Origin of the sequence: Stutzerimonas stutzeri (assembly GCF_000935215.1) — a bacterium.
In the GTDB taxonomy this organism is placed as follows: domain Bacteria; phylum Pseudomonadota; class Gammaproteobacteria; order Pseudomonadales; family Pseudomonadaceae; genus Stutzerimonas.
The window spans coordinates 80,663-103,516 of the sequence record NZ_JXXD01000027.1; the positions used below are offsets into that span (position 1 = coordinate 80,663).

A 22,854-nucleotide genomic window follows, 5' to 3' on the forward strand; every position below is an offset into this window, starting at 1 on the left:
GGGGTCAGATGCCCTGCTGCGGCTCCAGCTCGGCGCCGCTCATGCCCACCGCCAGGCCGGCGCGTAGCGCCTGCAGCGCGGCCTGGTAATAGGCCTTGCCTTCGTCCGACTGGGCGAATGTCACATATTCCTCCAGTTCGGCATCGGACAGGTCGCGATAGACGTACAGCAGCGTGTTGTCGAGATCGGCCTCTATTTGCTCGATCATGCGTTGGCGCTGGCTGCTCAGCAGGCTCTGCGCCTGATTGCCACCGAGCAGGCCGGGAATCATCTGGCTGAGACTGTCGGCGGCGACGCCGGCCAGTGCCAGGCTGACTTCCGCGCCCGCTTCGCTGGCTGGCAGCGCCTGGGCCAGGTGGCGGATCAGCAGCTGTCGGTTGCTGCCGGCTTCCACCCGCGGCAGGCCGGCGGCGTGCTTGGCCAGCTGTTCGCGCCGTGCGGCGAGCACTTCGGCCGAGACGATCTTGCGTCCCAGGGTCGACTGGAAGAATTCCAGCGCCGGCTGCGGCTCGGCCAGGTTGCCGCGCAATGCCTGCTGCGCGCGCTGGTCGATGGCATGGGCGGCGAAGCGGCGGTTGCTGTTGGTCACCAGTGCCTGGAATACCGCCGGTGGCAGGGTGTCCTTGTAGCGTTGCTGGGCCGCGGTCAGGGCATCGCCGAAATTGGCGCGCTGTTCGGTCCAGCCGGCGGTTTCGTAGAGTTCCTGATAGGTGTCGGCGAAGCTGCTGAAGCTCAAGGTCAGCAGTACACAGGTCAAGAGGGCGCGCATGGAAGCTCCTGTCTGGCGGGCGGTTCATTTTCCGTGCGTCGACGCGTGCTTGTCGAGGCGCACGGTTACTGCTGCCATTTGGCGCAGCGACGCAGCTTGCAGCGGAGTCTCAACAGACCCTAGACTCCTGCGGTATCCCTTCGGAGTCACTTCCTTGCCGTTCTCTTCGATCATCGACGACCTGGCCGAGCGCGGCTGGTCGGTGCAGAGTTCTTTCCTTCCCAGTGATGTGACCCACAAGCTGGCCGACGAGTGCCGCAGGCGGGAAGCCGAGGGTGCGCTGGCACCGGCAGGGGTCGGCCGCGGCGAGGCGCAGGCGGTGCGCGAAGGCATTCGCAGCGACCATATTCAGTGGCTCGAACCGGGCCAGTCGGCAGTCTGCGACGATTACCTCGAACTCATGGACGGCTTGCGCCAGCAGCTTAACCGCGAGTTGTTCCTCGGGCTGGAAGACTTCGAGTGCCATTTCGCCTTCTACCCGCCGGGCGCCTTCTATCAGACGCACCTGGACCGCTTTCGCGATGACGACAGCCGTTCGGTCACCGCCGTGCTGTATCTGAATCCGGATTGGCAGCCCGGCCATGCCGGTGAATTGCGCATGCACATGCCTGATGGATCGCAGCTGGACGTGCCTCCGCTGGCGGGCAATCTGGTGGTCTTTCTCTCCGGCGATTTCCCCCACGAAGTGCTGGTCACCCAGGCCGACCGTCTGTCGCTGACCGGCTGGTTCCGTCGGCGGCCGGCCGATGTGCTGGCGCTCTGACGAGCCCGCATCGACATTTGCGCAGACGAAAAAAAGCCCGGCTCAGGCCGGGCTAAAGGGAAGTAAGTGTTTCGGGCTACATGCCCAGCATGTTCGGCAGCGCCAGGGAAATCGACGGCACGTAGGTGATGATCACCAGGAAGCTCAGCATCAGCGCCAGCCATGGCAGCACTGCGCGGATCACCTGGGTCACCGGCATGCCCGTCACCGCTGAGGCGACGAACAGGTTCAACCCCACCGGTGGCGTTATCAATCCGATCTCCATGTTCACCACCATGATGATGCCAAGGTGGATCGGGTCGATGCCCAGCTGTATGGCAATCGGGAACAGGATCGGCGCCAGGATCAGGATGATCGCCGACGGCTCCATGAAGGCGCCGGCCACCAGCAGCACGATGTTCACCACCAGCAGGAACATCCACGGCTGCAGACCGGCCTCGATGACCCAGGCAGTGATCGCCTGCGGAATCTGCTCGGTGGTCAGCACGTGGGCGAAGAGCATGGCGTTGGCGATGATGAACATCAGCATGATGCTCAGCTTGCCCGACTCCAGCAGTACCTTCGGGCATTCGCGCAGCTTGAGGTCCTTGTAGACGAAGATCGCGACGAAGGCCGAATACACCGCCGCGACCGCTGCCGCTTCGGTGGGCGTGAACATGCCCGAGTAGATGCCGCCGAGGATGATCACCATCAGCAGCAGGCCCCATACCGCCTTGCGCGCGGCGGACAGCCACTCGCGGAAGCTGGCGCGCGGCAGTGCCGGCAGGTTCTTCTTCACCGCGATGATGTAGATCGCCAGCATCAGCGCGCCGCCGAGCATGATGCCCGGGACGACACCGGCCATGAACAGCTTGCCCACCGAGGTCTCGGTAGCCGCGGCGTAGACCACCATGACCACCGACGGCGGGATCAGGATGCCCAGGGTACCAGCGTTACAGACGATGCCAGCGCCGAAGGCCTGTGGATAACCGGAGCGCACCATGCCGGCGATGGCGATGGAGCCCACCGCGGCCACGGTGGCTGGCGACGAGCCGGACAGCGCTGCGAAGAGCATGCACGCCAGCACCGCACCGATCGCCAGGCCGCCACGGATGTGGCCGACACAGGCGTTGGCGAAGTCGATCAGGCGACGCGCCACGCCGCCGGTGGTCATGAAGGCGCCGGCCAGGAGGAAGAACGGGATCGCCAGCAGGGTGTAGTGCTCGGAGGTCTCGAACAGCTTGATCGCCAGCGAGCGCACCGAGTCCTGGCTGAAGATCATGATAGTCAGCGAACCGGCCAAGCCGAGGGATACGGCCACCGGCACGCCGATGAACATCAGCACGAAGAGGGCGACGAACAGGAACAGGATGGTCATTACTTGGGCTCCTCTTCGCCGTGCTTGAGCGCATCGGCCGCTTCATCGGCGAGGCCGAGGCCGGTCTGCTCGTTGCGCAGGATGCGCACGAAGATTTCGGCGAAACGGATGAACACCATGGCGAAGCCGAACGGCACGATCATGCCGATGTGCCATTGCTTGACGCCGACATGGCCCAGGTCTTCCGCGCCGATGTTGGCAACGAACAGCGCCTGGATCCACTCGAAGCTGGCCACGGTCAGCAGACCGGCGTAACCCAGGCAGAGCAGGCAGGCGATGATGCCGATGACGCGCTGGATGTGTCGCGGCGCCAGCTTCACCAGTGCATCGACACCGATGTGGCCGGCGGTGCGCACGCCATAGGCGAGACCGGAGAAGATCAGCCAGGCGAACAGCGCCTTGGTCAGCGCGGTGCTCCAGGTCATGGACTGGGCCAGGCCGATGATGAAATCACCGATGGCGAACCAGAAGTCGGCGCTTCCCTCGAACCGGTCGCCCAGGTCGTAGAAAAGTGTGTAGAGGTTGTTGAGGATCACGTAGACGAAGGTCACCAGTGTCATGGCGGCCAACAGAAAGGCGATGAAACCTTCCTCGAAGTGGTCCCAGACGCGCCAGAGGGCGTTCATGGATGACATCTCCCGATGGACTGCTTGTTGTATCGAAGGCAGCACGGAGGTGCGCCGTGAACCAGCCGGTGCAGGCTGGGAGACAGAGCAATGAAAAACTCTTGTTGTCGCCATCGAAGCGGCTCAGCCCGGGATCGCCTTGGCCTGACCTGTCTGCCCTTGGTGCGGGCTTCGTCTTCGCTAGCTGCTTTGTTTTTTCACTGAGCTGTCGGGTATCGCTGGGTGGTGCAGCAAAGGGGCGGAGTGTCCGCCCCTCGGCAAAGGCTTATTTAGCCTGGTTGGCAGCTTCGGCAGCCTTGATCAGGTCAGCACCGATTTCGCCTTCGAACTTCTTCCAGACCGGCTTCATTGCTTCGCGCCACTTGGCACGCTCTTCCGGCGTCAGCTCAAGGATTTCAGTAGTGCCGGCGGCAAGAATGTCAGCCTTGGCCTTCTGGTTCAGGGCGTCGGCCTGCTTGTTCACTTCAACAGTGACTTCTTCCACGATCTTTTCCAGCTCGCCACGTACATCGGCAGGCAGGCCGTCCCAGAACTTGGTGTTGGTGATCAGCATGTAGTCCAGCAGGCCATGGTCGGACTCGGTGATGTGCTTCTGCACTTCGTGCATCTTCTGCGAGTAGATGTTCGAGTAGGGGTTCTCGGCACCGTTGACCACGCCGGTCTGCAGGCCCTGGTAAACCTCGGCGAAGCTCATCTTGCGCGGGTTGGCACGCAGCGCCTTGAACTGCTCGTCCAGCACTGCAGAAGCCTGTACGCGGAACTTCAGGCCGCGCGCGTCTTTCGGCTCACGCAGTTCCTTGTTGGCCGACAGCTGCTTCATGCCGTTGTGCCAGTAGCCCAGGCCGGTGATGTTCTTGTCTTCCATGGAACGCAGCAGGCCCTGGCCAGCCTCGCTCTTCTGGAAGCGGTCGACTGCCGCGATGTCGTCGAACAGGAATGGCAGGTCATAGACCTGAACGCCCTTGGAGTAGTGTTCGAACTTGGCCAGCGACGGAGCGATCAGCTGAACGTCACCCAGCAGCAGGGCTTCCATTTCCTTGCCATCACCGAACAGCGAGGAGTTCGGGTAAACCTGTACCTCGACCTTGCCGGCCAGACGCTCTTCCACCAGTTTCTTGAACATCAGGGCGCCCTGGCCTTTCGGCGTGTTTTCGGCGACCACGTGGGAGAACTTGATGGTGATCGGGTCAGCCGCGTGGGCCAGACCAGCGATGCTCAGCGACAGGGCGCATGCCAGCGCCTTGGCAGTCAGTTTGAACATTGATGTTTCCTCTTGTTGTGGGTGGGAGGCCACACGGCATCCCGGCAGTAACCAGCTGGACAAGTCTAGGCGCTGAAGCCCGGGTGCGATGCTCTATCGCGACTCGTTCCGTCCGGTTCATTGAGTTTCAGGAGCAATGCCTGTGCCAAGAGCTGGCAGAGCCGCCTGAGGGCAGCGAGTTTACCCAGCAATAGATGAAGGTTTGAATGGCCAATTGCCAACAAGCGCGTCTAGGTCGCACCTTTGCGCGGGATCGCCGGTGCTGGCGCGGGCCACGCACGTGCCGTGGTCTGTGCCGGCGAGTTCGACCCCTGATCAGCATCGAAGATGGCGGGTTTCCGCCATCTAGTCGTTTTCATCGGGCGAGCTTCCGCCAGCATCGGTAAAACTCAGCCCGTGCTTGCGCAGCTTGTCGTGCAGCGTCTTGCGCGGCAGGCCCAGCGCTTCGGCGACGCTGCGCAGCGAGCCATGCGGGCGATTCAGCTCATCGGCGATCAGTGCGCGCTCGAAGGCCTCGACCTGCTCGCTCAGATTGCCACCTCCGGCTATCCCGGCAGCCGGTTCGCCGGCCGACTGGTCGAGCCCCAGGCCAAGGCCCAGGGCGAAGCGCTCGGCGGTGTTCTGCAGCTCGCGCACGTTGCCCGGCCAGGCGTGACGTAGCAGTGCAGCGCGTTGTTCCGGCTGCAGCTCGCGGATCGGCAGGCCATGACGCTGGGCGGCGGCTTCGGCGAAATGCTGGAACAACAGCAGGATGTCCTCGTTGCGCTCGCGCAGCGACGGAATTCGCAGCGGCGCGACGTTGAGCCGGTAATACAGGTCGGCACGGAACCGGCCCTGATCCGCGGCCACCCGCAGGTCCTCCTTGGTCGCGGCGATGACCCGGATATCCAGGGCGATCGACTGGTTGCCGCCGAGCCGTTCGACCACCCGCTCCTGCAGCAGGCGCAGCAGCTTGACCTGCACATCCAGGCTCATGCTCTCGATCTCGTCGAGGAACAGCGTGCCGCCGTTGGCGAATTCGAACTTGCCGATGCGCCGCTTCTGCGCGCCGGTGAAGGCGCCCGGCTCGTGGCCGAACAGTTCGCTTTCGACCACCGATTCGGCGAGCGCCCCGGCGTTGATCGCGACGAAGGGGCCGTTGCGCCGGCTGGACAGGTCGTGCAGCGCCCGGGCGACCACCTCCTTGCCGGCGCCCGTTTCGCCGAGAATCAGCACATCCGCCTGGGTCCCGGCCAGCGCGCCGATCTGTTCGCGCAGACGCAGCATCGCCTGGGATTGTCCGAGCAGGCGCGCCGACAGCTGCTGCCGGTCGGCCAGGGCCAGGCGCAGGGAGCGGTTGTCCAGTACCAGTTGGCGTAGCGCCAGGGCACGACGCACGCTGTCCAGCAGCGCTTCGCTGGGGAAGGGCTTTTCCAGGAAATCGTAAGCGCCGGCGCGCATCGCCTGCACCGCCAGCTGAATATCACCGTGCCCGGTGATGAGAATCACCGGCATCTCGCTGTCGCGCGTGCGCAGCTGTTGCAGCAGCTCGAGGCCATCGATGCCGGGCATGCGAATGTCGCTGACCACCACGCCTGGCCAGTCCGCTGGCAGCCGCGCGGCCAGGTCGCGGGCATCGCCCAGGCTGACGACCTTGAGACCGGCCAGGTCGAGGGTCTGGCTCAATGCCTGACGCAGGTGCGGATCGTCGTCGATCAGCAGCACCTGCGCCTGGGCGCTGATCGGCTGGTCACTGCTCATTGAAAATGGTCCTCGGTGGGGAAGGCGACGCCGGGCTCGGCGCAACGCAGAAACAGGCCGAGCTGCGCACCACCCTCGGGATGGTTGCTCATGCGCAGCTCGCCGCCCAGGGCGCGGGTGAGGGTATCGCAGATTGCCAGGCCGAGGCCCAGCCCCTGCGCGCTGGTCTTGGTGGTGAAGAACGGCTCGCGGGCACGCTGCAACGCTTCCTCGCTGAAGCCGGGGCCGTTGTCGCGCAGGCTGAGCAACACGCCGTCACCCTGCAGTTCGGCGCGCAGCCAGATGCGCCGCGGTTGCGGCCGCTCGGCCAGCGCATCGAGGGCGTTGGCCAGCAGGTTGGCGAGGATCTGCCGCAGCCGCGTCTCGCCGGCCTGCACCCACAGGGTGGCCTCCGGCAGGTCGCGGATCAGCTCCACGCCCATGGCCTGGCGGCGCTTGGCGAGCAGGGCCAGGGCGTCGTCCAGCGCCGGCTGCAGCGCGACCCGCTCCGGCGCGTGCTGGTCGCGACGGGCGAAGGCGCGCAGGTGGGCGATGATCGACGCCATGCGCGCGGTCAGTTCGCTGATCAGCCGCAGGTTGTCGCGGGCTTCGGCGTTGCGCTGCTGATCGAGCAGCACCCCGGCGTTGTCGGCGTAGCTGCGGATCGCCGCCAGCGGCTGATTGAGTTCGTGGCTGATGCTTGCCGACATGGTGCCCAGCGCCGACAGCTTGCCGGCCTGCAGCAGCTCGTCCTGGGCGCGCACCAGTTCCTGCTGCGCCTGCTCGCGCTCCAGTACCTCGACCTTGAGTCGGCTGTTCAGCGCTTCCAGGTCGCGCGTGCGTTCCAACACGCGCTGTTCGAGCTGCTGGCGCGCCTGGGTGTCCAGCGCCAGACGTTCGATGAAGTGCCGGCGGCGCTGCATCAGCAGGCCGATCCAGAGCAGCAGGGCGAGCAGTGTGGCAGCGCCGATGGCGACCACGGTGCGCACTGGTCGCTCGATCAGGTTGATCGGCGCGAGGATGCGCACCGTCCAGCCGGTCTCCTTGAGCTCACGGCTCTGGATCAACCAGGCATCGATGTCCAGCGTCAGGTCCTGCGGATAGAGGGTTGGATAGGGCTGATCGAAGGCGATCTGTTCGCGCTCGTCGACGCCCAGCCCTCGGGTCGCGCGGAAACGCCACTCCGGGCGCGAGGTGAGAATCACCACGCCGAAGTTGTCGGTCACCAGCAGTTGCTCGGGCGTGTTGCCCCAGAGGGTCTCGGTGTGGTCCAGGTCGACCTTGACCACCAGCACGCCGAGCACTTCGCTGCCGTCGCGCACCGCCGCGCCGAAGTAGTAGCCGCGCTTGCCGGAGGTGGTGCCGAGGCCGAAGAAGCGGCCGAGGCGGCCTTCGACGGCCTGGCGGAAATACGGGCGGAAGGCGAAGTTGCGGTCGACGAAGCTGTCCTCCTCGTTCCAGTTGGAGGCGGCGAGGGTGGTGCCGTCCAGGCTCATCAGGTAGATCACGTCGGCGCCGGTCTGCAGCTGCAGGTGCTTGAGCTGCCGGTTGGCCTGGTCCTTCAGCCGCGGGTCGTCGGGTTCGCGCAGCGGCGCGCGCAACTCCGGCAGGGCGCCGAGGATGCCCGGCAGCACTTCGTAGCGCCGCAGCGTGCCGAGCAGGTTGGCGACATAGAGGTCCAGCGTCTGCCGGTTCTGTTCGGTCAACTCGTTGCGGTAGTAGCGCTCGGCGAGTTGCTGCAACGGCCAGAGCAGGGGCGCCAGCAGCAGCGCGAGCAGGGCGAGGTTGCGCCAGCGAGGGCGGTTGGGTATGAGCGGTGCGGTCATGCGTGGGCGCCTGTGGGTCGGGCGCATTATGCACGCGGATCGCTTCGCGGTTCATCGCCGGCATGCGAGGAACGCGGGTGGCTCGACGTGTGGGGTATCGGCCTGCGTCGGGATCAGCGTCCGATCGACGCCGCCTGTGCCATCTGCGTGGCCGCTGCGATGGATTGCGGCTGCGAACGGGCCAGGCATTCGTGCAGCGCGGCTTCCCAGTCCCCCAGACGGATGTCCCAGTCCTGCTGCAGGCGGGCGCAGTTCAGCCGCGAATTCAGCGGGCGCGCGGCGGCGGTGGGGTAGTCCCTGGAGGGGATCGGATCGATGCGCGCCTTCAGCCGGCCCTGCTGGCGCAGGTGTTCGGCGATGCTGCAGGCGAAGCCGTACCAGGACGTCTCGCCGGTCGCGGTGAGGTGATAGAGGCCGCCGGGGCCGCCTTCGCCGGCCTGGCGCTTGCGCACCATCTCGGCGGTCGCCCGGGCGATGCGGGTCGCCGAGGTCGGCGCGCCGATCTCGTCGCTGACCACCGACAGCGCGTCGCGCTCCTGCAACAGGCGCTGCATGGTCAGCAGGAAGTTCTTGCCGTGCGGGGAGTAGACCCAGCTGGTGCGCAGGATCAGGTAGTCGCCGTCGACCGCCTGGATCGCCTGTTCGCCGGCCAGCTTGCTGGCGCCGTAGACGTTCAGCGGGCGCGGCGTGTCCCGCTCGGCATAGGGTTCGGGCTTGCTGCCATCGAACACGTAGTCGGTGGAATAGTGGATCAGCGGTATGCCGAGCCGGGCGGCTTCCTCGGCGAGCACGCCGGGGCCGCGGGCGTTCACCGCATAGGCCTGCTCGCGGTGGCTCTCGGCCGGATCGACCGCGGTGTAGGCGGCCGCGTTGATGATCAGGTCCGGGCGCAGCAGGCGTACCTGCTGGCGAATCTGCTCGGGGTCGGCCAGGTCCATGGCGTTGTGCCCGAGGGCGAGGGGGTTGCCGACACCGGCAAGTTCGAGCTGCAGTTCTCGGGCGAGCTGGCCTTTACTGCCGGTGATCAGGATCTTCATGGAAACAGCTCCGCGTCGCTGAGGCGCTTGCCGGCCTGGTCCTTGGCGGACAGCTGCGGTGGTTCGTCGATCGGCCATTCGATGGCCAGTTGCGGATCGTTCCACAGCAGGCTGCGCTCGTGCTCCGGCGCATAGTAGTCGGTGGTCTTGTAGAGGAATTCGGCGCTCTCGCTGAGCACCACGAAGCCGTGCGCGAAGCCTTCGGGAATCCACAGCTGGCGCTGGTTCTGCGCGCTCAGGCGGGTGCCGACCCAGCGGCCGAAGCTCGGCGAGCTCCTGCGCAGGTCGACGGCGACGTCGAACACCTCGCCCGCCACCACCCGCACCAGTTTCCCCTGCGGCTGCTGGATCTGGTAATGCAGGCCGCGCAGCACGCCGCGCTGGGACTTGGAGTGGTTGTCCTGGACGAACTGCCGCTCGAGGCCCGTCGCGGCCTTGAAGGCGGCGGCGTTGAAGCTCTCGTAGAAGAAGCCGCGTTCGTCGCCGAAGACCCTGGGCTCGATGATCAGTACGTCGGGAATGCCGCTCTCGATCACGTTCATGCGTCTTCACCCGCCAGCTTGAACAGGTACTGGCCGTAGCCGGTCTTGCCCAGCGCGTCGGCGCGGCGCAGCAGCTGCTCGCGGTCGATCCACTGGTTCTGGTAGGCGATTTCCTCCAGGCAGGCGACCTTCAGGCCCTGGCGGTGCTCGATGGTCTGCACGTACTGCGAGGCTTCCAGCAGGCTGTCGTGGGTGCCGGTGTCGAGCCAGGCGAAGCCGCGGCCGAAGCGCTCGACGTTGAGGTCGCCGCGCTGCAGGTAGGCCATGTTGACGTCGGTGATCTCCAGCTCGCCGCGCGGCGAGGGCTTGATCGACTTGGCGATCTCGATCACGTCGTTGTCGTAGAAGTACAGGCCGGTGACCGCGTAGCTGGACTTGGGCTTCTTCGGTTTTTCCTCGATGGACAGCGCCTTGCCGCTCTCGTCGAAGTCGATCACGCCGAAGCGCTCCGGGTCCTTGACCCAGTAGCCGAACACGGTGGCGCCCTTTTCCTGGGTGGCGGCGCGCTGCAGCTTCTCGGTGAAGTGCTGGCCGTGGAAGATGTTGTCGCCAAGGATCAGGCACACCGAATCGTCGCCGATGAACGTTTCGCCGATCAGGAAGGCCTGGGCCAGGCCGTCCGGCGAGGGCTGCTCGGCGTAGCTGAAGCGGACCCCGAACTGGCTGCCGTCGCCCAGCAGGTTCTTGTACTGAGGCAGGTCCTGCGGGGTGGAAATCAGCAGGATGTCGCGGATGCCAGCGAGCATCAGCACCGAAATCGGGTAGTAGGCCATCGGCTTGTCGTAGATCGGCAAGAGCTGCTTGGATACGCCAAGGGTGATGGGGTGCAGACGGGTGCCGGAGCCTCCGGCGAGGATGATTCCTTTCATGCGTTCTCCAGGGCGCCAAGGCGCTCGCGTTGATAGCTGCCGTCCTGAACACGACGGCACCATTCGAGGTTTTCCAGGTACCACTGCACGGTCTTGCGCAGGCCGGTCTGGAAGGTTTCCTGCGGCACCCAGCCGAGCTCGCGCTCGATCTTGCTGGCGTCGATGGCGTAGCGCAGGTCGTGGCCCGGGCGATCCTTGACGAAGGTGATCAGGTCTTCATAACGGGCCAGGCCGGCGGGCTTGTTCGGCGCCAGCTCTTCCAGCAGTGCGCAGATACCGCGTACCACCTCGATGTTCTTCTGCTCGTTGTGGCCGCCGATGTTGTAGGTCTCGCCGACCACGCCTTCGCTGACCACCTTGAACAGCGCGCGGGTGTGGTCTTCGACGAACAGCCAGTCGCGGATCTGCGAGCCATCGCCGTAGACCGGCAGCGGCTTGCCATCGAGGGCATTGAGGATCACCAGCGGGATCAGCTTCTCGGGGAAGTGATACGGGCCATAGTTGTTCGAGCAGTTGGTGATCAGCACCGGCAGCCCGTAGGTACGCTGCCAGGCGCGCACCAGGTGATCCGACGAGGCCTTGCTGGCCGAGTAGGGCGAGCTGGGCGCGTAGGGTGTGGTCTCGGTGAACAGGTCGTCGACGCCATGCAGGTCGCCGTAGACCTCGTCGGTGGAAATGTGGTGGAAGCGGAAGGCCTCGCGCCGCTCGACCGGCAGGCTCTGCCAGTAGGCGCGGGTGGCCTCGAGCAGTTGATAGGTGCCGACGATGTTGGTCTGGATGAATTCGGCCGGGCCGTCGATGGAGCGGTCGACGTGGGACTCGGCGGCCAGATGCATGATGGCGTCCGGCTGGAACTCCAGCAGCGCCTCGCTGACCCGCTCACGATCGGCGATGTCGGCCTGGAGGAACTGATAGCGCGGGTTGTCTTCCACGGCTGCCAGCGACTCCAGGTTGCCGGCATAGGTCAGCTTGTCCAGGTTGAGCACGCTGTGCTCGGTATCGAGAATGAGATGGCGGATCACTGCGGAGCCGATGAATCCGGCCCCGCCGGTAACGAGAATGCGCATAATGATTGGGCTTCCTTGGCGCGCTGTTGAGCGTCAGGCTCTTAGCATGTCGGCACGATAGACCGGCCGTCGATACAAAAATTCCCGAGCGGTGACGGTAGCGGATGGCGATTACGGTGCGGCACGGCTTGATGGTTAATCGCGGTACCGGGCGACCCCGCGTTACAGAGCAATCGCTCGATGGCCTCGAATGTTCCGAGATGCTCGCAAAGGAGATTGGTCTTGTCGCAGCTTCCGCCAGCAGGTGCTGATCACGATACGCACGCGGTGCCAGCGTCCGGCGAGCAGAGTCATGGCGTCGCCAGCATCCTCGATCGCCTCGATGCGCTGGTTTACGTCTCCGACATGCAGACCTACGAATTGCTCTACCTGAACGAGTACGGCCGCAACGTCTGGGGCGACTACCAGGGTAAAACCTGCTGGCAGGTATTGCAGGCCGACCAGGACGGGCCATGCCGCTTCTGCAGCAATGGAAGGCTGCTCGATACCCAGGGGCGGCCGGCCGGCGTGCATGTCTGGGAATTTCAGAATACCGCCAACGGTCATTGGTACCAATGTCGGGACCAGGCGATACCCTGGCCGGACGGGCGTATCGTGCGGCTGGAGATCGCCACCGACATTACCGCGCGCAAGCGCATCGAACAGGAACTGCACCTGGCCGTGACACGCGCTGAGGCACTGGCGCGAACCGACGAGCTGACCGGGTTGAACAATCGTCGGGCATTCTTCGAACTGGGCGAACGGCTCTTCCCGCACAACCGTCGGGCGCGGCCGATGGCAGTCATCATGTTCGATATCGATCACTTCAAGCAGGTCAACGATACCTATGGGCATGCGATAGGCGATCAATTGCTGCGCTCGGTAGGGGAGGCGCTGCGTCCGTTGGTGCGCCCGAATGATGTGCTCGGGCGTCTGGGCGGTGAGGAGTTCGCAGTGATTCTCGCCGATACGACGTTGGAACAGGCGGTGGCCACTGCCGAGCGGCTACGCACGGTAATCGAGGCGGTACAGGTGGCGGAGGGTGATCGAACAATACGCTGTACCGCGAGCTTCGGTGTCGCTGCATGCAATTGCGCCACCTGCAACCTCGACGCTGTGCTCAGCGAGGCCGACGACGCCCTGTTCCGGGCCAAGCACAGGGGACGTAATCGCGTTGTGGCAGGTAGATCGGCCTAGCGCAACGACACCCGCAAGCGAGACAGTGCGCCAAGAAAGAACACCACGCCGATCACCACCAGCGCCAGTAGCTGCGGCCAGACGATCGCCGCGCCGGCATTGCGGAACAGGATCGCCTGGGCCAGCTCGACGAAATGCGTGGTGGGTGCCACCAGCATGATGTTCTGCACCAGCTCCGGCATGCTCTCGCGCGGCGTCACCCCGCCGGAGAGGATTTGCAGCGGGATCAGCGTGAGGATCACCAGCAGGCCCAGTTGCGGCATGGAGCGCGCCACCGTGCCGAAGAAGATGCCCATCGAGGTGGCGGCGAACAGGTGCAGCGCCGCGCCGCCGGCGAACAGCCACAGCGAGCCCTGGATCGGAATATCCAGCCAGCCTTCCACCACGAAGCGCAGGGCGAACGCGGCTGCGGCCAGCACCACCAGGCCCATCGCCCAGACCTTGCCGACCATGATTTCGAATGGCGTCACCGGCATCACCAGCAGGTGCTCGATGGTGCCGTGTTCGCGCTCGCGGATCAGCGCCGCGCCGGTGAGGATGATCGCCAGCATGGTGATCTGGTTGATCACCTCGTTCACCGCGCCGAACCAGGCGCGGCTCAGGTTGGGGTTGAACGCGGTGCGCACCACCGCTTCGACCGGCAGTGCGTCGTTGCTGCGGTAGCGACGGACGAACTCGGCGGTTTCGCTGGCGATGATCTGCTGGATATGCCCGGCGCCGGTGAAGGCCTGGCTGACCTGGGTGGCATCGACGTTGAGCTGGATGGTCGGCTGGCGGCCGGCGAGCAGGTCCTGCTGGAAGCGCGGCGGAATGTTCAGGGTGAAGGTGTAGAGGCCATCGTCCATGCCGCTGTCCATTTCCTGCAGGCTGATCGCTTTCGGCTCGATGAAATAGGGCAGTTGAAAGGCGTTGATGATGCGCAGCGAGGCTTGCGAGCGATCCTCGTCGACCACCGCGATGCTCGCCCGGTGCGGTGCCTCAGGCACAGCGGTGGCACCTTCGTAGATGGCCAGGGTGAACGAATAGATGATCAGCACCAGCATCGCCGGGTCGCGGTAGAGGCTGCGCAGCTCCTTGAGGCCGAGCTGGAAGATGTTGCCGAGCTTGCGTCGCAGGCCGCCCATGTCATTTCTCCTGCTTGCGCAGGCCGGCGACGCTGAGCAGGGTCAGCAGCGGGATCGCCAGCAGCATGGGAATGAAATAGGGGTACAGCTCGGCCAGCCCGAGCGCCTTGGAGAATACCCCGCGGCTGATGATCAGGAAGTGGCTGGTCGGGTAGAGCTTGCCGATGAAGGCGCCGGCGCCCTCCATCGCCGAAACCGGGTGGATCAGTCCGGAGAACTGGATGGCCGGCAGCAGGGTGACGATTGTGGTGCCGAAGATCGCCGCGATCTGGCTGTTCAATATCGACGACATCAGCAGGCCCAGGCCGGTGGCGCAGGTCACGTAGAGCAGGGCGCCGAGGCAGAGGGTGAGGATGCTGCCCTTGATCGGAATACCGAAGACGAACACCGCCAGCAGCGCCAGGGTGGCGAAATTGAACATGCCCAGCGCGATGTAGGGCAGCTGCTTGCCGAGCAAAAATTCCAGGCGGGTGGTCGGCGTGACGTAGAAATTGGTGATCGAGCCCAGTTCCTTTTCGCGCACCACGCCGAGGGCGGTGAGCATCGCCGGGATCATCATCAGGAGCAGCGGGATCATCGCCGGTGCCATGGCTGGCAGGCTCTGCACGTCCGGGTTGTAGCGATAACGAATGGCCACGTCAGCCGGTGCCAGCTGCCCGTCGACGCCCGCCTCGCGGGCCAGCTGCTGCAGGTAGTTGAGGTGGATGCCTTGCACATAGCCCTTGATGGTGTCGGCGCGCATCGGCATGGCGCCATCGATCCAGAACGCGACTTGCGGCACAGCGCCGCGCTTGAGGTCGCGGCCGAAATTCGGCGGAATCTCCACCGCCAGGCTGATGTCGTTGCTGCGCATGCGCTGGTCCAGCTCGGCATGGTTGGCCAGCGGCGCCTGCTCGATGAAGTAGCGCGAGCCGGCCATGTTCAGCAGGTAGTGCTGGCTGGTGGTGGTCTGGTCGCGGTCGAGCACGGCATAGGTCAGGTTCTCCACGTCGAAGCTGACGCCGTAGCCCATGATGAACATCAGCAGCACGCTGCCGAGCATCGCCAGCGTGGCGCGGATCGGGTCGCGGCGCAGTTCCATGGCCTCCCGACGGGTGTAGCTGAGCAGGCGGCGCAGGCTGAAGCGGGCCTGACGGCCATTGTTGCCGGCCGGTTGGATCGGGTTGCGCGTCGCGGCAGGCGGCGCTGCTGGCTGGTCGGCGGCATGTGCGGCGGCGGCTTCCTCCAGGTAGGCGATAAAGGTCTCTTCCAGCGTCGGCAGGCCGCGCTTGGCCATCAGCGCCTGCGGCGTGTCGCTATCGAGCACCCGTCCGGCATGCATCAGCGAGATGCGGTCGCAGCGCAGTGCCTCGTTCATGAAGTGGGTGGAGATGAAGATGGTCACGCCGTCCTCGCGGGACAGCTGCACCAGCAACTCCCAGAAGCCATCGCGCGCCACCGGATCGACCCCGGAGGTGGGCTCGTCGAGGATGAGGATTTCCGGGTTGTGGATCACCGCCACGGCCAGCGACAGGCGCTGGCGCACGCCCAGCGGCAGGCTGCTCGGCAGGCTTTCGGCATCGCCGGTGAGATCGAAGCGGGTGAGCATCTCCTGAATGCGCGTGGCGCGCCGCTCCACCGGCAGGTGGAACAGTCGCGCATGCAGCTCGAGGTTCTGCAGCACCGTCAGCTCGCTGTACAGCGAGAAGGCCTGGGACATGTAGCCGACGCGTTGGCGGGTCTGCATGTCGTGCGGGTCCACCGGTTTGCCGAACAGCAGCGCCTCGCCCTCGCTGGCCGGCAGCAGGCCGGTGAGCATCTTCATGGTGGTGGTCTTGCCGCAGCCGTTGGATCCTAGAAAGCCGAAGATTTCGCCGCGGGAGATGCGGAAATTGACCTGATCCACTGCGACGAAATCGTCGAAACGCATGGTCAGGCCGTGAGCCTCGATGGCGACGCTGTCACTGTGCGGCTGTGGCGGAATGACCAGCTCGCGATGCTGGCTGCGCTTGGCTTCCGGCAGGAGGCGGATAAAGGCCTGCTCCAGCGAGTCGCTGCCGGTGCGCGCCAGGAGCTCGGCCGGTGTGCCGGTGGCCAGCACCTTGCCGGCGTCCATCGCCACCAGATGGTCGAAGCGCTGCGCCTCGTCCATGTAGGCGGTAGCGACCAATACGCTCATCTGCGGGCGCTCACTGCGGATGCGCTCGATCAGCTCCCAGAATTGCGCGCGCGACAGCGGGTCGACGCCGGTGGTGGGTTCATCGAGGATCAGCAGGTCGGGGTCGTGGATCAGGGCGCAGCAGAGGCCGAGCTTTTGCTTCATGCCGCCGGAGAGCTTGCCCGCCGGGCGCTCGACGAAGGGCGCGAGGCCCGTGCTGCGGGTCAGTTCGGCGATGCGCCAATGGCGCTCTTCGGCGTCCTGACCGAACAGCCGGCCGAAGAACTCGAGGTTCTCGAACACCGTCAGCGTCGGGTAGAGGTTCTTGCCCAGCCCCTGAGGCATGTAGGCGATACGCGGGCAGACCGCGCGGCGGTGGCCGGCATCGCCCATGTCGCCGTCGAGCACCTGCACTTGGCCCTGCTGCAACTTGCGCGCACCGGCGATCAGCGCCAGCAGGCTCGACTTGCCGACCCCGTCCGGACCGATCAGGCCGACCATGCAGCGCGCCGGCAGGCTCAGGCTGAGGTCATCCAGCGCGCGGGTCTTGCCGTACTGCAGGCTGACTCCGCTGATCTCGGCGACCGGGTCAGGAGACTGGTTCATTTGCCGACATTGATCTGCAGGTGCGCCGGCCATTCGGTGTCAGCGTCTAGCTTCAGATAAGCCATGCCGGGCAGCCCGGTCTTGACCTGCTCCATGTGTTTTCTAAGGAGTTCCGGATCGATCCGCGCCTTGACCCGGAACATCAGCTTCTCCCGCTCGCTCTCGGTTTCCACCGTCTTCGGCGTGAACTGCGCGACACTGGCGACATAAGTGACCTTGGCGGGAATCACGTACTGTGGCGCCGCATCGATCACCAGGCGCACCTCGCTGCCCATCGCCACCCGGCCGGCCTGGCGCTCGGGGAGGAAGAAGGTCATGTAGACGTCGGCCAGGTCGACCAGATTGAGCAGCTTGCCGCCGGCGCCGAGTACCTCGCCCGGTTGCGCCACGCGGTACTGCACGCGCGCCACGCGATCGGTCTTCAGTTCGCTATCCGTGATGTCCGCCTGCAGCCGAACCACGCTGGCCTGTGCCGCCTCCAGTGCAGATTGCGCTTCGATGACCTGGGACCTGGCGGCGGCGATACCGGCGTCGGCGGACAGCACCTGTGCGCGGGAGGCGGCCAGCGCGGCCTGGGCGCTCTGCATGGCGGCGAGATCGTCGTCCAACTGCTGGCGCGGCATGGCGTTGCGGTCGACCAGCGTCTTGGTACGTTGGTGGCGTTTCTGCGCGGCGGTCAGTTCGGCGCGCCGCTGCAATACCACTGCCTCGGCTGTGGCCTTCTCGCTCTCGCGCTGGGTGACCAGCGCCTGGGCGGTGAGGATGGCGTTTTCCGCCTGGCGCACCTGGGCGCGGGCCTGGTTGAGCTGGGCGTCGAGCACTTCGGTATCCATGCGCGCGATGATCTGGCCCGGCTGGACGAAGTCGCCCTCGTCGACGGTGATCTCGCGGATGCGCCCACCGAGCTTGGTCGCCACATCGATCTCGGTGGCCTCGATCCGGCCGTTGCCGCTGGCAAAGCCCTCGCCCAAGCCATCCGTGCGCAACTCCGACCATGCCAGCAGGCCGATTACCACGAGCGCGACGAGCGCGAACAGCACCCGTCGAAGATTTTTCTGGGCTGGCGCTTTCATGGGCGTTCCTTACGTGAAGCGATAGTTCGCATGCTAAGCGATTGCCCTGAAGGTTACGCTTAGCCTGAGTCAATAAAACTGCGATTCAGCGTCTTTAATCGACTTTTTCGCCGGTTTTCACTGCGCGGGATGGCTTTTTGCTACCGCCACGACCCAGCTTTGCAACTGCTGACTCAGCTCGTCGCTGGCCTGGGCGAAGGCATCGACGACGCTTTCCAGTTGTGGGCTGTGGGCGGGCTGGAGAATGTCGAAGCGGCGACTGGCGAGAATCCGCTGGTCAGCGGTCGAGGCGAGCTGCGCGTCGAGACGGATCCGCACATGAGGGTGGCCGTCGATGTATTCGCTTTGAAACGCCCTCAGATCGCTGAACAGCTCCAGCTCGGCGAACAGGTTGCTTTCCTCATTGCTCACTGCCGCGGCCTGCCCGCCTTGCCTGAACTGCTCGACCAAGCGGTCGCGCAGTAGCGTCGGTGCCGCATCGCCCCAGCGCGCGCCCTGATAGCTGCTGATCTGGTTGCCGTTCGGCACCACGGCGATGCGTGGCCCGGCAAGGATGCGGCTTGCATGGGGGGTATGAATACGCAGTGCCTGGCGCAAGGTGCCAGTGGACTGATTTGCCGGCACGTCGCCGGTCGGCAGCAGAAACACCCGGATTGGTTCGGCGTCGGGCAGCAAGGTGCAGGCCGAAAGCGTGCCGAACAGCGTCGCGAGGACGAGGGGGCGGAACAGCGCTAGGCGGCTCATGGGGTGAACTCCTGAATCTTTTCGCGGCCGAGCAGGAAGCCGCTCGGGTTGTCTTCGAGGCGCTGGGTAACGCGACGCAGCGCGCCGAGGGTGCCGCGCAGTTCGTTGATCGCCGGGCCCAGATCGCTGAAGCCTTGCAGGCCGTTGTTCAGCGCGCCCTGGTTGTCTGCCAGCAGGGCGTCCAGTCGCGAGGTGGCGCGTTCCAGTGCCGCCATCGATTCACCGGCAGTGCTCAGCAGCTGGCGCCCCTCATCATCGATCAGGCCGTTGGCGTTCTGCGTCAGGCGAGTGATTTCCGCCAGTGCGGTGTTGGTCTGCTGCCCCAGTTGGCCGAGCTGGGTCAGCGCTTCGCTGAGATCGCCCCGTTGCTCGGCCAGCACGCTGGTCGCCTGTTCCAGATTGGCCAGGGTGCGGCCGATACGACCGGCATTGTCTTCGGAGAGCATCAGGTTGGCGCTGCGCAGCAGGTTGTTGATGTTGGTCATCAGGTCTTCGCCGTTCTCCAGCAGCGCGCTCAGCGGCGATGGGTCGGCGATGATCAGTGGCGGCTCGCCGCGCTTGCCCTCCAGTGGCGGGCTCTGTGGCGTGCCGCTGTGCAGCTGGATGATCATGCTGCCGGTGATGTTGGCCAGCGCCAGGCGGGCACGGGTGTCCTGCTTGATCGGCGTGCCGGAATACACGCGGATGCGCGCCCGCACCTTGCGTGGGTCGTCCGGCTCGAGCCACAGCGCTTCGACGTCGCCGACCTTGATGCCGCTGTACTCCACAGAGCTGCCGTTGGACAGCCCGCTGACCGCGCGATTGAAGCTGATCTCGTAGTAGTTGTATTCGCGATCCATGCTCGACTTGCCCAGCCAGAGGGCGAACAGCAGGGCGCCGCCGACTGCCAGGACGGTGAACAGGCCGATCAGCACGTGATGGGCGCGGGTTTCCATGTCAGTTCTCCTGCAAGTCGGCAGCCTGTTGCGCCGCCCGGCCACGTGGGCCATGGAAATAGTCGCGGATCCAGGCGTCGTCGGTGGCTTTCACCACCTCCAGGCGATCAGCCACCAGCACCCGCTTGCGCGACAGCACGGCGACCCGATCACAGATGGTATAGAGCGTATCCAGATCGTGGGTTACCAGAAACACGCTGAGGCCCAGCGCGTCGCGCAGGGTCAGGATCAGCTGGTCGAAGGCTGCCGCGCCAATAGGGTCGAGGCCGGCGGTGGGCTCGTCGAGGAACAGCACCTCCGGGTCTAGCGCCAGCGCGCGGGCCAGGGCGGCGCGCTTGACCATGCCCCCGGACAGCTCGTCGGGATACTTGCACGCGGCATTGGCCGGGAGACCGGCCAGTGCCAGCTTCAGCCTCGCCAAGTGCTCGGCGTCGCGGCGCTCGAGCCCGGCGTGCTCGATCAGCGGCAGGGCGACGTTCTCCTGCAGATTCAGCGAGGTGAACAGTGCGCCACGCTGGAACAGCACGCCGAAGCGTCGTTCCAGCTGTGAGCGGCGCTCGGCCGACAGTTCCAGCAGGTTCTCGCCAAATACCGTTACGCTGCCGGCGTTGGGCCGGCGCAGGCCGACGATGCTGCGCAGCAGCACCGACTTGCCGGTGCCCGAACCGCCAACCACGCCGAGAATCTCACCACGGCGGATGTCCAGGTCGAGATTCTCGTGCACGGTCTGGCTGCCAAAACGATTGACCAGTCCGCGTACCTGAATCAGCGAGTCGTTGCTCGTCACCAACCCATCTCCATGAAGAACAGCGCGGCGATGGCGTCCAGCAGGATCACCATGAAGATTGCCTGGACCACACTGGAGGTGGTGTGCTCGCCCACCGACTGCGCACTGCCGCTGACCTTGAATCCTTCCAGACAGCCGATCACCGCGATGATGAAGGCGAATACCGGGGCCTTGCCCAGTCCGACCAGGAAATGGCTGACGGCGATATCGCGCGCCATGATGTTGAAGAACATCGTCGGCGAGATGTCCAGCGCCAGCACGCACACCACCAGCCCGCCGGCGATGCCGCTGAGCATGCCGACGAAGGTCAGGATCGGCAGCGTGATCAGCATCGCCAGCACCCGTGGCAGCACCAGCAGCTCGATCGGGCTCAGGCCGAGGGTGCGGATCGCGTCGATCTCTTCATTGGATTTCATCGAGCCGATCTGCGCGGCGAAGGCGCTGGCGCTGCGTCCGGCGAGCAGGATCGCCGCCAGCAGCACGCCAAACTCGCGCAGGAAGGAAAAGCCCACCAGATTGACGGTGTAGATAGTCGCGCCGAAGTCGGCGAGCACGGTCGCACCAAGAAAGGCCACCACCGCGCCGACCAGAAAGGTCAGCAATGCGACGATCGGCACCGCGTCCAGACCGGTCTGTTCGATATGCACGGCCAGTGAGGTCAGCCGCCAGCGCCGCGGTCGCGGCAGGGTCAGCAGCAGCGTCTGCAGGGTCAGGCCGATAAAGCCGAGCAGCATGCGCTGCTGCTTCCATACCGCAGCGACGGTGCGACCGACGTGGGCCAGTATGTCGCCGAAGGCATAGCCACGCGGCGGCTCGGCGGCATCCGGTTGATCCAGGGCGCTGGCGACGGTGCGCAGCAGCGCCAGGCGTTCGGCCGGCAATTGCGGCGCCCAGGCTTCAATGGCGGCGATCCGCTCGGGCCCCAGCAGTTCCACCAGCAGGCCGGCGCCTGCCGTATCCAGTGCACCCAGCCCGCTCAGCTCGATCTGGCTGCGCTCGTCGATCCGCGCCCTGAGCCGCTGCACCTCACGACGCAGTGCTGCGTAATGGGTGAGGGTCCAGTCACCGACGATGTGCGCCCGCAATGGTGAAGCCCCTTGATCGAGGGTCACCGAACCGGGAGACGAGGACAGGGTGGAGCTCATCTTCTGCAAACGGGTGCCTATGTCGGGCGATGGAGTCCCGATTGATGCTAGCAGGGCTCTGCCCGGCAAGACAGGACCGGGTGGCCCGTGGTCGGCAACGGCCGGCGGATGAACCACGACGGTCGCGTCAAAGTGCGCCGTTACGCTCGAGCCGATAGCTGCTGATCGCCTCGTACACCGCCTTGCGCAGCCGATTGATGCCGCCGAGGGGGCGATGCTCCGGCAGTGCGTGCCAGGGGTTGAAGCTGAGGTTATCGCAGGCGAGATTCTGCTCGGGGCTGTCGAAGTCCTGCGGCGGCAGGCGGATGTCGGCGACCGTCTCGAATGGCGCGATGGCTTCGTCCCACTCGATGCTGGTGTCCTCGATGGGCATGTAGTGCTCGGCGTTCTGCCGCTGCACCTGCAGGGCGAAGCAGGCGGGCGCGCGGTCGAGGGACAGCTGCTGATAGAGCGCACTGCGCAGGAAGTTCGGCAGGTCGCGGTTCTGCTCGGGCAGCTGGTAGGTTGGGCAGTTCTCCGGCGTCGGGATGACCCGGTACTTGATGTTGTGCGGGCCGAACTTGTAGGGCGCCACCGAGCTGTAGGTGGTGGCAACCGGGCTTTGCGGCGCAGGCGCCAGGGTCTGCAACGCGATGAACAGGTGGCGCAGCTCCCAGCTGCGCGGATCAACGCTAGGGAAGAACGCCAGCGCCTTCTTGCCCTGCGCCTGGGCGGCGAAGTTGCTGCGGTATTCGGCAACGTCGCGGACGAAGAACACCGGGTGGTTGAACATCACGAAGTCCTGTTCACTGGCGTGGCGCGGGTCGCGGCTGAGCTTTTCCCCCGGCACGTCGAGCAGCTTGATCGCCATACCGCGCGCGTCCCGGATGCGGTCGAACTGCGGATAGGCGTTGCCGTTGGACAGTCGCACCCAGGCCTGCCAGGTCTTGCCCGGTTCGCTGAAAACGCCCTGGCGCAGTACGGGCTGCAGGTCGGCGCGCACGCTGACCTCGGCGCGCACGCAGCCGTGGGCCTTGGCATGGGCGTCGCGCAGCACACGGGTGTTCTCGCTGTGCTGCTCTACCACGGCAATGGCGTCGGCGATGATCGCCTGGGTGTCGGCCGCTTCGCTCGGCGCGATGACTTCTTCGCTGGAGACGGGGCCACGATGGGTGAGGTGAAAGTGGACGGCGGCAATCGCCCAGCCTGCCAGGCCCACGGCGGTGACGGCGAGCAGCAGCCGGCCCAGCAGGCGACCGATCCAGAGCCAGAGTCTTGTCAGCATGAAACAGATCCTTGTGCGGGGGCAGGT

At 65.4% G+C, this 22,854-nt stretch carries 20 protein-coding genes; 2 read left to right on the forward strand and 18 right to left on the reverse strand.

The annotated features are described in order from the left end of the window. Positions 1 to 4: 4 nt before the first annotated feature. The gene (locus tag LO50_RS04555) at positions 5 to 769 is read right to left on the reverse strand and encodes a hypothetical protein (RefSeq protein WP_023445782.1); all 765 of its coding nucleotides are present in this window, start codon (positions 767 to 769) and stop codon (positions 5 to 7) included. Between the two features lie 154 nt (positions 770 to 923). On the opposite strand from LO50_RS04555, the gene LO50_RS04560 reads away from it, so the two are divergent. Further along, positions 924 to 1,532: a 2OG-Fe(II) oxygenase gene (locus LO50_RS04560; RefSeq protein ID WP_044314255.1), complete on the forward strand. Its 609-nt coding sequence runs from the start codon at positions 924 to 926 to the stop codon at positions 1,530 to 1,532. Positions 1,533 to 1,608: 76 nt separating this feature from the next. Here LO50_RS04560 and dctM read toward each other — a convergent pair whose 3' ends face one another. From dctM to rfbB, 9 genes are all read right to left on the reverse strand, one after another. Continuing rightward, on the reverse strand, positions 1,609 to 2,889 hold the full coding sequence (gene dctM / locus LO50_RS04565; protein ID WP_023445784.1) for a C4-dicarboxylate TRAP transporter large permease protein DctM: 1,281 nt from the start codon (positions 2,887 to 2,889) through the stop codon (positions 1,609 to 1,611). Then, a complete protein-coding gene (locus LO50_RS04570) occupies positions 2,889 to 3,515 on the reverse strand; it encodes a TRAP transporter small permease (RefSeq protein WP_023445785.1) in 627 nt (208 codons plus the stop codon). Before LO50_RS04570 ends, dctM begins: the two co-directional genes overlap by 1 nt. Before the next feature lie 265 nt (positions 3,516 to 3,780). Continuing rightward, complete coding sequence (gene dctP / locus LO50_RS04575; protein ID WP_044314256.1) at positions 3,781 to 4,776, reverse strand: C4-dicarboxylate TRAP substrate-binding protein DctP; 996 nt, start codon at positions 4,774 to 4,776, stop codon at positions 3,781 to 3,783. A gap of 345 nt (positions 4,777 to 5,121) precedes the next feature. Further along, positions 5,122 to 6,516: a sigma-54-dependent transcriptional regulator gene (locus LO50_RS04580; RefSeq protein WP_044314257.1), complete on the reverse strand. Its 1,395-nt coding sequence runs from the start codon at positions 6,514 to 6,516 to the stop codon at positions 5,122 to 5,124. Further along, positions 6,513 to 8,321 (reverse strand): sensor histidine kinase, encoded by a 1,809-nt coding sequence (locus LO50_RS04585; RefSeq protein ID WP_044314258.1) that lies wholly within the window; start codon positions 8,319 to 8,321, stop codon positions 6,513 to 6,515. Before LO50_RS04585 ends, LO50_RS04580 begins: the two co-directional genes overlap by 4 nt. Before the next feature lie 113 nt (positions 8,322 to 8,434). Next, positions 8,435 to 9,358, reverse strand: a complete 924-nt coding sequence (gene rfbD / locus LO50_RS04590) for a dTDP-4-dehydrorhamnose reductase (RefSeq protein WP_044314259.1) — start codon at positions 9,356 to 9,358, stop codon at positions 8,435 to 8,437. Beyond that, positions 9,355 to 9,900, reverse strand: coding sequence for a dTDP-4-dehydrorhamnose 3,5-epimerase (rfbC, locus tag LO50_RS04595; protein WP_044314260.1), 546 nt, complete (start codon positions 9,898 to 9,900; stop codon positions 9,355 to 9,357). Before rfbC ends, rfbD begins: the two co-directional genes overlap by 4 nt. Continuing rightward, a complete protein-coding gene (rfbA, locus tag LO50_RS04600; protein WP_044314261.1) occupies positions 9,897 to 10,769 on the reverse strand; it encodes a glucose-1-phosphate thymidylyltransferase RfbA in 873 nt (290 codons plus the stop codon). Before rfbA ends, rfbC begins: the two co-directional genes overlap by 4 nt. Beyond that, positions 10,766 to 11,836: a dTDP-glucose 4,6-dehydratase gene (gene rfbB, locus LO50_RS04605; protein WP_044314262.1), complete on the reverse strand. Its 1,071-nt coding sequence runs from the start codon at positions 11,834 to 11,836 to the stop codon at positions 10,766 to 10,768. The genes rfbA and rfbB overlap by 4 nt, the downstream gene beginning before the upstream one ends. Positions 11,837 to 12,058: 222 nt before the next feature. Here rfbB and LO50_RS04610 point away from each other — a divergent pair, with 222 nt between their 5' ends. Further along, entirely contained in the window at positions 12,059 to 13,012 is a 954-nt protein-coding gene (locus tag LO50_RS04610; RefSeq protein ID WP_226930471.1) for a GGDEF domain-containing protein, read from the forward strand. Here LO50_RS04610 and LO50_RS04615 read toward each other — a convergent pair. The 8 genes from LO50_RS04615 to LO50_RS04650 form a co-directional block, all read right to left on the reverse strand. After that, complete coding sequence (locus tag LO50_RS04615) at positions 13,009 to 14,136, reverse strand: ABC transporter permease (RefSeq protein ID WP_044314263.1); 1,128 nt, start codon at positions 14,134 to 14,136, stop codon at positions 13,009 to 13,011. The genes LO50_RS04610 and LO50_RS04615 overlap by 4 nt on opposite strands. A 1-nt stretch (position 14,137) precedes the next feature. Then, entirely contained in the window at positions 14,138 to 16,879 is a 2,742-nt protein-coding gene (gene rbbA / locus LO50_RS04620) for a ribosome-associated ATPase/putative transporter RbbA (RefSeq protein ID WP_044314264.1), read from the reverse strand. Further along, on the reverse strand, positions 16,876 to 17,952 hold the full coding sequence (locus LO50_RS04625; RefSeq protein WP_044314265.1) for an HlyD family secretion protein: 1,077 nt from the start codon (positions 17,950 to 17,952) through the stop codon (positions 16,876 to 16,878). The genes rbbA and LO50_RS04625 overlap by 4 nt, the downstream gene beginning before the upstream one ends. A 117-nt stretch (positions 17,953 to 18,069) precedes the next feature. Then, positions 18,070 to 18,696 (reverse strand): ABC-type transport auxiliary lipoprotein family protein, encoded by a 627-nt coding sequence (locus LO50_RS04630; RefSeq protein ID WP_014822140.1) that lies wholly within the window; start codon positions 18,694 to 18,696, stop codon positions 18,070 to 18,072. Beyond that, entirely contained in the window at positions 18,693 to 19,631 is a 939-nt protein-coding gene (locus LO50_RS04635; RefSeq protein ID WP_014822139.1) for an MlaD family protein, read from the reverse strand. The genes LO50_RS04630 and LO50_RS04635 overlap by 4 nt, the downstream gene beginning before the upstream one ends. Before the next feature lies 1 nt (position 19,632). Then, positions 19,633 to 20,418, reverse strand: a complete 786-nt coding sequence (locus LO50_RS04640; protein ID WP_044314266.1) for an ABC transporter ATP-binding protein — start codon at positions 20,416 to 20,418, stop codon at positions 19,633 to 19,635. After that, positions 20,415 to 21,563: an MlaE family ABC transporter permease gene (locus LO50_RS04645; RefSeq protein WP_041754858.1), complete on the reverse strand. Its 1,149-nt coding sequence runs from the start codon at positions 21,561 to 21,563 to the stop codon at positions 20,415 to 20,417. Before LO50_RS04645 ends, LO50_RS04640 begins: the two co-directional genes overlap by 4 nt. Before the next feature lie 127 nt (positions 21,564 to 21,690). After that, positions 21,691 to 22,827 carry a catalase family protein gene (locus tag LO50_RS04650; protein ID WP_014822136.1) on the reverse strand — a complete coding sequence of 379 codons (1,137 nt, stop codon included), beginning with the start codon at positions 22,825 to 22,827 and terminating at the stop codon, positions 21,691 to 21,693. Positions 22,828 to 22,854: the final 27 nt, after the last annotated feature.

What these genes read in the sequence shown, in the direction of transcription:
- LO50_RS04555 (WP_023445782.1), bottom strand. Translation starts at nt 769, where the DNA reads ATGCGCGCCCTCTTGACCTGTGTACTGCTGACCTTGAGCTTCAGCAGC.
- dctM (WP_023445784.1), bottom strand. Translation starts at nt 2,889, where the DNA reads ATGACCATCCTGTTCCTGTTCGTCGCCCTCTTCGTGCTGATGTTCATC.
- LO50_RS04570 (WP_023445785.1), bottom strand. Translation starts at nt 3,515, where the DNA reads ATGAACGCCCTCTGGCGCGTCTGGGACCACTTCGAGGAAGGTTTCATC.
- dctP (WP_044314256.1), bottom strand. Translation starts at nt 4,776, where the DNA reads ATGTTCAAACTGACTGCCAAGGCGCTGGCATGCGCCCTGTCGCTGAGC.
- LO50_RS04580 (WP_044314257.1), bottom strand. Translation starts at nt 6,516, where the DNA reads ATGAGCAGTGACCAGCCGATCAGCGCCCAGGCGCAGGTGCTGCTGATC.
- LO50_RS04585 (WP_044314258.1), bottom strand. Translation starts at nt 8,321, where the DNA reads ATGACCGCACCGCTCATACCCAACCGCCCTCGCTGGCGCAACCTCGCC.
- rfbD (WP_044314259.1), bottom strand. Translation starts at nt 9,358, where the DNA reads ATGAAGATCCTGATCACCGGCAGTAAAGGCCAGCTCGCCCGAGAACTG.
- rfbC (WP_044314260.1), bottom strand. Translation starts at nt 9,900, where the DNA reads ATGAACGTGATCGAGAGCGGCATTCCCGACGTACTGATCATCGAGCCC.
- rfbA (WP_044314261.1), bottom strand. Translation starts at nt 10,769, where the DNA reads ATGAAAGGAATCATCCTCGCCGGAGGCTCCGGCACCCGTCTGCACCCC.
- rfbB (WP_044314262.1), bottom strand. Translation starts at nt 11,836, where the DNA reads ATGCGCATTCTCGTTACCGGCGGGGCCGGATTCATCGGCTCCGCAGTG.
- LO50_RS04615 (WP_044314263.1), bottom strand. Translation starts at nt 14,136, where the DNA reads ATGGGCGGCCTGCGACGCAAGCTCGGCAACATCTTCCAGCTCGGCCTC.
- rbbA (WP_044314264.1), bottom strand. Translation starts at nt 16,879, where the DNA reads ATGAACCAGTCTCCTGACCCGGTCGCCGAGATCAGCGGAGTCAGCCTG.
- LO50_RS04625 (WP_044314265.1), bottom strand. Translation starts at nt 17,952, where the DNA reads ATGAAAGCGCCAGCCCAGAAAAATCTTCGACGGGTGCTGTTCGCGCTC.
- LO50_RS04630 (WP_014822140.1), bottom strand. Translation starts at nt 18,696, where the DNA reads ATGAGCCGCCTAGCGCTGTTCCGCCCCCTCGTCCTCGCGACGCTGTTC.
- LO50_RS04635 (WP_014822139.1), bottom strand. Translation starts at nt 19,631, where the DNA reads ATGGAAACCCGCGCCCATCACGTGCTGATCGGCCTGTTCACCGTCCTG.
- LO50_RS04645 (WP_041754858.1), bottom strand. Translation starts at nt 21,563, where the DNA reads ATGAGCTCCACCCTGTCCTCGTCTCCCGGTTCGGTGACCCTCGATCAA.
- LO50_RS04650 (WP_014822136.1), bottom strand. Translation starts at nt 22,827, where the DNA reads ATGCTGACAAGACTCTGGCTCTGGATCGGTCGCCTGCTGGGCCGGCTG.